The organism is Streptomyces sp. NPDC057638 (assembly GCF_042800315.1).
In the GTDB taxonomy this organism is placed as follows: Bacteria; Actinomycetota; Actinomycetes; order Streptomycetales; family Streptomycetaceae; genus Streptomyces.
The window spans coordinates 1-9,138 of the sequence record NZ_JBHVHF010000307.1 but is presented as its reverse complement, the minus strand read 5'-3'; the positions used below and the strand labels follow the sequence as shown (position 1 = coordinate 9,138).

The 9,138-nt window shown below is 72.6% G+C and carries 10 protein-coding genes; all 10 read right to left on the bottom strand.

Translation table 11 applies throughout. From position 1 onward, the window contains the following. Positions 1-54 precede the first annotated feature (54 nt). Positions 55-417: a cytidine deaminase gene (locus tag ACFVIM_RS29130; protein ID WP_384307436.1), complete on the bottom strand. Its 363-nt coding sequence runs from the start codon at positions 415-417 to the stop codon at positions 55-57. A gap of 67 nt (positions 418-484) precedes the next feature. Beyond that, entirely contained in the window at positions 485-838 is a 354-nt protein-coding gene (locus ACFVIM_RS29125; protein ID WP_384307434.1) for an MmcQ/YjbR family DNA-binding protein, read from the bottom strand. Positions 839-931: 93 nt separating this feature from the next. Next, a complete protein-coding gene (locus ACFVIM_RS29120) occupies positions 932-2,242 on the bottom strand; it encodes a hemolysin family protein (protein WP_384307432.1) in 1,311 nt (436 codons plus the stop codon). Next, the gene (gene ybeY / locus ACFVIM_RS29115) at positions 2,239-2,736 is read right to left on the bottom strand and encodes an rRNA maturation RNase YbeY (protein WP_384307430.1); all 498 of its coding nucleotides are present in this window, start codon (positions 2,734-2,736) and stop codon (positions 2,239-2,241) included. Before ybeY ends, ACFVIM_RS29120 begins: the two co-directional genes overlap by 4 nt. Positions 2,737-2,748: 12 nt before the next feature. Beyond that, the gene (locus ACFVIM_RS29110) at positions 2,749-3,783 is read right to left on the bottom strand and encodes a PhoH family protein (RefSeq protein ID WP_384307428.1); all 1,035 of its coding nucleotides are present in this window, start codon (positions 3,781-3,783) and stop codon (positions 2,749-2,751) included. A gap of 367 nt (positions 3,784-4,150) precedes the next feature. Further along, the gene (locus ACFVIM_RS29105; RefSeq protein WP_384307425.1) at positions 4,151-5,266 is read right to left on the bottom strand and encodes a carbohydrate kinase family protein; all 1,116 of its coding nucleotides are present in this window, start codon (positions 5,264-5,266) and stop codon (positions 4,151-4,153) included. A 299-nt stretch (positions 5,267-5,565) separates the two neighbouring features. After that, complete coding sequence (locus ACFVIM_RS29100) at positions 5,566-6,573, bottom strand: adenosine deaminase (protein WP_384307422.1); 1,008 nt, start codon at positions 6,571-6,573, stop codon at positions 5,566-5,568. Positions 6,574-6,653: 80 nt separating this feature from the next. Continuing rightward, positions 6,654-7,562: a ribonuclease Z gene (locus tag ACFVIM_RS29095; protein ID WP_384307419.1), complete on the bottom strand. Its 909-nt coding sequence runs from the start codon at positions 7,560-7,562 to the stop codon at positions 6,654-6,656. Between the two features lie 12 nt (positions 7,563-7,574). Next, positions 7,575-7,934: a histidine triad nucleotide-binding protein gene (locus tag ACFVIM_RS29090; protein WP_384307439.1), complete on the bottom strand. Its 360-nt coding sequence runs from the start codon at positions 7,932-7,934 to the stop codon at positions 7,575-7,577. Positions 7,935-8,337: 403 nt separating this feature from the next. Further along, a partial coding sequence (locus ACFVIM_RS29085; protein WP_384307416.1) for a S41 family peptidase occupies positions 8,338-9,138 on the bottom strand: 801 nt, incomplete at its 5' end.

Below are 9,138 nucleotides of genomic sequence, written 5' to 3'. Positions count from 1 at the left end.
AGGGACGGGGTGCCGTGAACAGAGAGAACGGGAACGGAAATAAGAGAAGGGGGCTCAGGCCGCCGGGGTCGTCGACCTCAGCGCGCCGTCCGGGCCCGCCAGCAGGACCGGGGTGCCCGCGCCGCCCAGATCGCGGACGACCGCGAGGTCACCGGCCGTGACCGTGGTGGCCTCGGAGACGATCGCCGCCGCCTCCAGGGAGCGGGCGCCGCTGGCGACCGCCATCGCCACGGCGGTCTGGAGGGCGGAGAGCTTCAGCGACTCCAGGGAGACGCTGCCCGCGACATAGGTGCGGCCGGTCTCGTCCCGGACTGCGGCACCCTCCGGCACTCCGTTGCGGGCGCGGGCGCTGCGCGCCAGCGTGACGATCTTCTGGTCCTCGGGGCCGGGGGCGGCGGGGTCGCTGCTCTGTGTCATGGACCGAGCATAGATCGACGCGGATCCGGCCCCGGAGGGCGCGCGGCCGGTGCGGGGCCAGGGACCGCTAGGGCCGGTCCAGCCGCAGCCGGAGCGCGCGCGGGAGGCCCGCGACCACCAGGTCGTAGGAGTCCTCGATCAGCTCGCGGACCAGCCGGGCGGGGAGACCGGCGACGGCCACCGTGTTCCAGTGGCGCTTGTTCATGTGGTAGCCGGGAGTGATCGCCGGGTACGCGGCGCGCAGCCGTACCGCGTTCTCCGGCTCGCACTTGAGGTTCACCGTCAGCGGCACCGCGTCCAGGGAGCTGAGGGCGAACATCTTCCCCGCGACCTTGAAGACCGAGGTCTCCGGGCCGAAGGGGAACTCCTCCACCGCGTCGTTGAACCCCAGACAGAACGCCTTCAGTTCGTGTGCCCTCATCGCCCCGGCTCCCTCGTCCTCGTGCACCGGCTCTCCCGGTTCTCCCCGGCTCTCCTGACCCCGGCCCGGTGCCCGACGGGTCTCAGGCCGTGATCAGGCTGTTCTCAGACCGGGTTCGCTGTCCCGCGCGTCCGGCGACACCGGCTCCACCAGCACGGTGACGATCCTGTTGCGGCGGCCCGCCGGGGACTCGGCGGTCAGCCGGATCGCCCGGCCGTCCGGGAGGTCGACCGGGGCGCTCGCGCCCGCGATCGGCACCCGGCCCAGGGCCTTGGCGAGCAGTCCGCCGACGGTCTCCACGTCCTCGTCGTCGAGCGCGCCCAGACCGTACAGCTCGCCGAGGTCGCCGATGTCGAGCCGGGCGGTGACGCGGTAGCGGCCGGAGCCCAGCTCCTGTACCGGGGGCAGCTCCCGGTCGTACTCGTCGGTGATCTCACCGACGATCTCCTCCAGGATGTCCTCGATGGTCACGATGCCCGCCGTACCGCCGTACTCGTCGATGACGACGGCGACGTGGTTGCGCTTCAGCTGCATCTCGCGCAGCAGATCCCCGGCGTTCTTGGTGTCGGGGACGAAGACGGCCGAACGCATCGCGGTGGAGACCAGATCGGCCTCCGCATCCCGGTTGACATGGGTCTTGCGGGCCAGGTCCTTGAGGTAGACCATGCCGACGATGTCGTCCTCGTTCTCCCCCGTGACGGGGATACGGGAGAAGCCGGAGCGCAGCGCCAGCGTGAGCGCCTGGCGGACGGTCTTGTACCGCTCGATGCAGACCAGGTCGGTGCGCGGCACCATCACCTCGCGCACCAGGGTGTCGCCCAGCTCGAAGACCGAGTGCACCATCCGGCGCTCGTCGTCCTCGATCAGGGACTCCTGCTCCGCGAGGTCGACCAGGGCCCTCAGCTCGGCCTCGCTGGCGAAGGGGCCCTTGCGGAAGCCCTTGCCCGGGGTGAGGGCGTTGCCGATGAGGATCAGCAGCTGGGGGATCGGTCCCATGATCCGCGCCAGCGGCAGCAGGACGTACGCGGCGGCCGTCGCCGTGTTCAGCGGGTGCTGGCGGCCGATGGTGCGCGGCGAGACCCCGACCGCGACATAGGAGACCAGGACCATCACGGCGATGGCGACGGCGAGCGCCTCCCAGGTCTCGGGGAACTCCCGCAGACAGACATAGGTGACCAGCACACCCGCCGCCATCTCACACGCCACCCGCACCAGTAGGGCCACATTGAGATAGCGGGTCGGGTCGGCGGCGACCTGCTCCAGCCGGGTCGCGCCGCGCCGCCCGGCGCGCACGGCCTCGGCGGCGCGGAAGCTGGAGACCCGGGCGATGCCCGCCTCGGCGCACGCCGCCAGCCAGGCGACGACGACCAGCAGGACCGCCCCGGCGATCAGCGGGCCGGTCATGAGACGGTCGGCGCCGGGGAAGGACCGGTCAGGCCCTTCTCCGCCCGCCAGCCATCCACGATGGCCGCCTGGAGACCGAACATCTCCGCCCGCTCGTCCGGCTCCTCGTGGTCGTACCCCAGCAGATGGAGCACCCCGTGCACGGTGAGCAGCTGGAGCTCCTCGTCCATGGAGTGCTGGGTCGGGGCCTCCTGGCCCTGCCGCTGGGCGACCTCGGGGCAGAGCACGATGTCACCGAGGAGCCCCTGCGGGGGCTCCTCGTCGTCCTTGGCCGGGGGACGCAGCTCGTCCATCGGGAAGGACATGACGTCCGTCGGCCCCGGCAGGTCCATCCACTGGATGTGCAGCTGCTCCATCGCCTCGGCGTCGACCACGATCACCGACAGTTCGGAGAGCGGATGGATCCGCATCCGGGTGAGGGCGTAGCGGGCGACATCGAGGAGCGCCTGCTCATCGACCTCGGTTCCGGACTCGTTGTTGACGTCGATCGACATGGTGCGCTGTGACTACTTCCCGGTTCCGGTGCGGCCGCCGTCGCGGCCGTCGTACTTCTCGTACGCGTCGACGATACGGCCGACGAGCTTGTGCCGGACGACATCGTGGGATGTCAGCCGCGAGAAGTGGACGTCATCGACGCCCTCCAGGATCTCCTGGACCTGGCGCAGACCGCTCTTGGTGCCGTTGGGCAGGTCGACCTGGGTGACATCGCCGGTGATGACGATCTTCGAGTCGAAGCCGAGCCGCGTCAGGAACATCTTCATCTGCTCGGGGCTCGTGTTCTGCGCCTCGTCGAGGATGATGAACGCGTCGTTGAGCGTCCGTCCGCGCATATACGCCAGGGGCGCGACCTCGATGGTGCCCGCCGCCATCAGCCGGGGGATCGAGTCGGGGTCGAGCATGTCGTGCAGCGCGTCGTAGAGCGGGCGCAGATACGGGTCGATCTTCTCGTAGAGCGTGCCGGGCAGGAAGCCGAGGCGCTCGCCCGCCTCCACCGCCGGACGGGTCAGGATGATCCGGTTGACCTGCTTGGACTGGAGGGCCTGGACGGCCTTGGCCATCGCCAGATAGGTCTTGCCGGTGCCCGCGGGGCCGATACCGAAGACGACCGTGTGCTTGTCGATCGCGTCGACATAGCGCTTCTGGTTGAGGGTCTTGGGGCGGATGGTGCGGCCACGGCTGGAGAGGATGTTCTGGGTGAGCACCTCGGCCGGGGTCTCCTGGGACCCCTCGCCGTTCTCGCTCGCCCGGAGCATGGCGATCGAGCGTTCCACTGCGTCCTCCGTCATCGGCTGCCCGGTGCGGAGCACCAGCATCATCTCGTCGAACAAGCGCTGGATCAGCGCGACCTCAGCCGCGTCGCCGACCGCGCTCACCTGGTTGCCCCGGACATGGATATCGGCCGCCGGGAAGGCCTTCTCGATCACACGCAGCAGGGAGTCACCGGAGCCGAGTACCGTCACCATCGGGTGCTTGGCCGGAACGGTGAACATGGCTCGCGCCTGCCCCTGCGGCAGGGTCTGGGCTGTGGGTGTCTGGGTCATGGGCTGGCTCTGTGGCCTGCGCATACCTCCCGGTGCGGGGTTCTCGCTGCTCGACAACCTCTGAGACCTCAAGCCTACGACGCCACCCGGAGGTGGGCCGAGGGCTTTTCCCGGGGGCTTCGCTCCCGGCTCCCTGGCGCACCGGGCTCCGCCGGATCCCTGGCGCACCGGGTTCCACCGCGGGGCCCGCGCCGGGGAATCCACCCGGGGCCGGTGCCTGGGCCTCGTCAGGGGTTGCGCCCGGGGCCTTCGCTCGCGGGCCCGTACGGGCAGGGGCAGGGCGAACGCGGGCCGTACGGGCACGGGCACGGCGCATACGGGCCGTACCGGCACGGGGGCACGGGCACGGCGAACGCGGGCCAGCCGGTCAGACCGGGTTGCTGCGGAACCCGATCGTGGGGACCGCCCGGCGCAGGGGCCAGCGCCGGGCCGGAGCCGGAAGCATCGCGTCCAGGAAGGCGTACCGTCGCAGCGCCGCCGGATCCTGGTCCGCCACGCCCTGGACCTGGCTCCACCACGCCGCGATCTCCAGCCACCCCGGCGCCGACAGCGACCCCCCGAACTCCTGCACCGACAGCGCCGCCGTCAGCCCCGCGAAGGCCAGCCGGTCCGCCAGCGGCCACCCCGCCAGCGTCCCGGTGACGAACCCGGCCACGAAGACATCGCCCGCCCCCGTCGGATCCAGCGCCTCCACGGCGATGGCCGGGACCTGGGCGCTCTCCCCCGTACCGCCGTCCACCGCGTACGCGCCCTCGGAGCCGAGGGTGACCACGGCGACGGGGACCCGGTCGGTCAGCGCGTGCGCGGCGGCGCGCGGGCAGGTGGTGCGGGTGTAGCGCATCGCCTCCTCCGCGTTGGGCAGGAACGCCTCGCAGTGCTCCAGGTCGGCGAGGTCCGCCGGGTCCCAGCGGCCCGACTCGTCCCAGCCGACGTCGGCGAAGATCCGGGTGCCGTCCGCCGCCGCCTGGGCGATCCACTCGTCCCGGGAGGGCGAGAGGGAGGAGACCGCCGCCCGCGCGGGCGGCGGGCACTCCGGGACGGGCTCCGGCGGCGGTGCCTCATGGCCGTGCGAGATCATCGTCCGCTCGCCCTCGTACGCCATGGAGACGGTGACGGGCGAGTGCCAGCCGGGCACGGTCCGCGAGAGGGAGAGGTCGATCCCCTCGCCCTGTTCGAGGGCGTCCCAGCAGTAGTCGCCGTAGTGGTCGTCCCCGAACGCGGCGGCGAGGGAGGTACGCAGCCCGAGACGGGCGAGCGCGGTGGCCATGTTGGCGACGCCGCCGGGGCTGGAGCCCATGCCCCGGGCCCAGGACTCGGTGCCGCGCACCGGGGCGCACTCGATGCCGGTGAAGATGATGTCGAGGAAGACGGTGCCGGTGAGATAGACGTCGCAGGCGGGATCGCCGGGGGTGCGGAGCGCGGCCAGGGGGTCGAGACACGGGACGCGGTGGCGGATCGGGTGGGTGCGGTGTGGTGTGCTCACGAGGTGGCGGCTCCTCTACGTGGCGGATTGTGCCAGTCTGCCAAAGGGCGGTCGTGTGATCAGTCCCTGCCGCATCCACCGTGTGACCAACGCGCCGTCACTCTCCGTCCATCGGAGGGCTCTTCCTGGTCACGTGGTCACGCGTACGTCCTCGCCGCCCTGGCGGCGCGTACCTCCGCCGCGCCGGGGCCGCCGCCCGCGTCGCCCGTTCGCCGCCATGTCGCCCGTTCGCCGCCATGTCGCGCGGGCGGCCGTCGGGCCCGCGCCACCGCCGGGTGCCCGGCGGTGGCGGGACCGGCTCACTCCTGTGGTTCGGCCCCGAAGTCGTATGCGTCCACCTCGGCCAGCAGCCGCGCCCGGCGCTCCTCGTCGTCATCGAGGAAGGACGCCAGGAAGGAGTTGCGCGCCAGCTCCCGCAGCCGCTCCTCGCCCAGCCCCAGGGCCTCGCGCACGGCGTGGAAGGTGTCCCCGACATAGCCGCCGAAGTAGGCCGGATCATCGGAGTTGACCGTACACAGCAGACCCGCGTCCATCATCGCGGGCAGCGGGTGCTCCTCCAGGATGTCGATGGCGCGCAGCCGGACGTTGGACAGCGGGCAGAGCGTCAGCGGGATCCGCTCCCGGACCAGCCGGTCCACCAGCGCGGAGTCCTCCAGACAGCGCAGCCCGTGGTCGATCCGCTCCACCCCGAGCAGATCCAGGGCCTCCACGATGTACGACGGAGGGCCCTCCTCCCCCGCGTGCGCCACCTTCCGCAGCCCGAGCGCCCCGGCCGCCTCGTACACCTCACGGAACTTCGACGGCGGATGGCCGACCTCCGCCGAGTCCAGGCCGACGCCCGTGATCCGGTCCAGATACGGCCGGGCCGACTCCAGGGTCGCCAGCGCCGACTCCGCCGACTGGTCGCGCAGGAAGCACATGATGAGCCGGGTGGAGACGCCATGGCGCTCCTCGGCGGCGTCCAGCGCCCGCCCCAGGCCCTCGACGACCGTGCCGATCGCCACCCCGCGCGCGGTGTGCGCCTGCGGGTCGAAGAAGATCTCCGCGTGCCGTACGCCCTGGGCGGCGGCGCGCGCCAGATAGGCGTCCGCGAGGTCGTGGAAGTCGTCGGCGGTGTGCAGGACCCCCATCAGCTCGTAGTACAGGTCGAGGAAGGACTGGAGGTCCTCGAAGAGATAGGCGCGGCGCAGCGCCTCGGTGTCGGCGAACGGCAGCCGTACGCCGTTGCGCCGGGCCAGCTCGAAGGCCAGCTCGGGCTCCAGGGTGCCTTCGATGTGGAGGTGGAGTTCGGCTTTGGGGAGGGGCACGGGTCCTGCTTCGGGTCGGGGGAGTTCTCTTCTGGGACGGGGGGGTCGGCGCCCGACGGGGGCGAGGCGGGCGGCGCCGGTCAGCCGTGGCGGCTGGGCACCGGGATCCGCAGCAGGTCCCTGGCGACCGTCAGCTCGCCCTCGAACCCCGCCTTCCGGGCCTGGCGCTCGAACTCCTCGGGGTCCGTGTAGCGCTGGGAGAAGTGGGTCAGCACCAGATGGCGCACGCCCGCGTCCCGGGCGACCCGTCCGGCCTGTCCCGCCGTGAGATGACCGTACTCGTCGGCGAGCCGGGCGTCCTCGTCGAGGAAGGTGGACTCGATGACGAGCAGGTCGCACCCCTCGGCGAGCGCGTCCACCCCGTCGCAGAGGCGGGTGTCCATCACGAACGCGAACCGCTGTCCGCGGCGCACCTCGCTGACCTGGTCCAGGGTGACCCCGCGCAGCTCACCGGTCCGCTGGAGCCGTCCCACGTCCGGTCCGGCGATCCCGTACGCGGCCAGCCGCTCCGGGAGCATCCGCCGTCCGTCGGGCTCCACCAGCCGGTAGCCGAAGGAGTCGACGGGGTGCGAGAGACGGCGCGCCTGAAGCGTGTACGCGGGCGTGCGCGCCAGCACACCCTCCCCGGCGACCGGCGCCTGGGTCAGCGACACGGTCTCGCGGTAGGCCGTCGCGTACCGCAGCCGGTCGAAGAAGCGCTGGCCGCTGGCCGGATAGTGGGCCGTCACCTCGTGCGGCACCCGGTCCAGGTTGATCCGCTGGATGACTCCGGCCAGCCCCAGGGAGTGGTCCCCGTGGAAGTGCGTCACACAGATGCGGTTGAGGTCGTGCGCGGCGACCCCGGCGCGCACCATCTGGCGCTGGGTGCCCTCGCCGGGATCGAAGAGGATGCCCTCGGCGTCCCAGCGCAGCACATAGCCGTTGTGGTTGCGGTGCCGGGTGGGCACCTGGCTGGCGGTGCCCAGGACGATCAGCTCACGGACGGACATGGGCGCTCCCGCCTATCCGGGGGGCCATTCCAGGCCACGGCCGCCCAGGATGTGCGCGTGGACATGGAAGACGGTCTGCCCGGCGCCGGCCCCGGTGTTGAACACGATCCGGTACCCGGGGTCGGTGACGCTCTCCTGCGCGGCGACCTCGCCCGCCACGCGCAGCACGTCGGCGGCGAGCTCCGGGGCCCCGGCGGCGAGGTCGAGCGCGTCGCGGTAGTGCGCCTTGGGGATCACGAGGACATGGGTGGGGGCCTGGGGGTTGATGTCGCGGAAGGCGACGACGGTGTCGGTCTCGCGTACGACGGTGGCCGGGACCTCGTTCGCGACGATCTTGCAGAACAGGCAGTCCACCCGCGGTTCTCCCGCCATGCCGGAACCTCTCTCACGATCATCCAGTACGTCCCACATGCTAACGACCCCGGCATCCGCGCCCGCCGCGACGGCCTCGCCCGTGAGCGCCGCGGGGCCCGTGCCCCGGTCCGCTCCGGGCCCGCCCGTGGCCGCCGCCGCCCGGTCCCCCACCCGTACCGCCCCGCCCGCGTCCGTACCCGCCGCGCGCACCCGTGGGCCCGCGTCCGTACCCACCGCCGTACGGGCGGGACGGAACACGGGCCCACGGAGAGGCCGTACGGACGGACCACGGATCACCGGGGCCGGGCGGCGGCGGCCACAGGCGGGGCAGGACGGGTCGTGGCGGGTCACGACCGGTGCCGAGCGGGCGCCGCCCGGTGCTGCCGGATCACGGGGAACGGACGGCGGCCCGGCGCCGCGATCAGCCGCCCAGTGACGGCCCCAGCGACGGCGGGGTCTTGGCCGGGGAGTCCGCCAGCGCGGCCAGGGCGATCCGTACCGCCTCATCGAGCTGCGGATCCCGGCCCGCCACGTGGTCCTCCGGCGTCATCACCACCTCCACGTCCGGGTCCACCCCGTGGTTCTCCACCCCCCAGCCGTACCCCTCCAGCCAGATCGCGTACTTCGGCTGGGTCACCAGCGTCCCGTCGACCAGGCGGTAGCGGCTGTCGATGCCGATCACCCCGCCCCAGGTCCGGGTGCCCACGATCGGGCCCAGTCCGAGCGCCTTGATCGCCGCGCTCACTATGTCCCCGTCCGACCCGGAGAACTCGTTGGCCACGGTGACCACGGGCCCGCGCGGGGCGTCCCGGGGATAGCTGAAGGGCCGGGCGTCCCTCGGCAGATCCCATCCGACGACCCGGCGCGCCAGCTTCTCCACCACCAGCTGGGAGGTGTGGCCGCCCCGGTTCTCGCGGATGTCGACGATCAGCCCCTCCCGGGCGACCTCGACCCGCAGGTCCCGGTGGATCTGAGCCCAGCCGGGCGCCTGCATATCGGGGACGTGGAGATAGCCGAGCCGCCCGCCCGACGCCTGGTGGACCTGGGCGCGGCGGTCGGCGACCCAGGCGTGGTAGCGCAGGGCGTCCTCGTCGGCCACGGGGACGACGACGGCGTGGCGGGGCTCGCCCCCGCCCGCCGGGGCGACGGTCAGCTCGACGGGCTTGCCCGCCGCGCCCGTCAGCAGCGGCCCGGGCCCGGTGACCGGGTCCACCGGCCGCCC

Bases quoted from the DNA above. Each gene is read 5' to 3' on its own strand.
- ACFVIM_RS29130 (WP_384307436.1), bottom strand. From the start codon at position 417: ATGACACAGAGCAGCGACCCCGCCGCCCCCGGCCCCGAGGACCAGAAG.
- ACFVIM_RS29125 (WP_384307434.1), bottom strand. From the start codon at position 838: ATGAGGGCACACGAACTGAAGGCGTTCTGTCTGGGGTTCAACGACGCG.
- ACFVIM_RS29120 (WP_384307432.1), bottom strand. From the start codon at position 2,242: ATGACCGGCCCGCTGATCGCCGGGGCGGTCCTGCTGGTCGTCGTCGCC.
- ybeY (WP_384307430.1), bottom strand. From the start codon at position 2,736: ATGTCGATCGACGTCAACAACGAGTCCGGAACCGAGGTCGATGAGCAG.
- ACFVIM_RS29110 (WP_384307428.1), bottom strand. From the start codon at position 3,783: ATGACCCAGACACCCACAGCCCAGACCCTGCCGCAGGGGCAGGCGCGA.
- ACFVIM_RS29095 (WP_384307419.1), bottom strand. From the start codon at position 7,562: ATGTCCGTCCGTGAGCTGATCGTCCTGGGCACCGCCAGCCAGGTGCCC.
- ACFVIM_RS29090 (WP_384307439.1), bottom strand. From the start codon at position 7,934: ATGGCGGGAGAACCGCGGGTGGACTGCCTGTTCTGCAAGATCGTCGCG.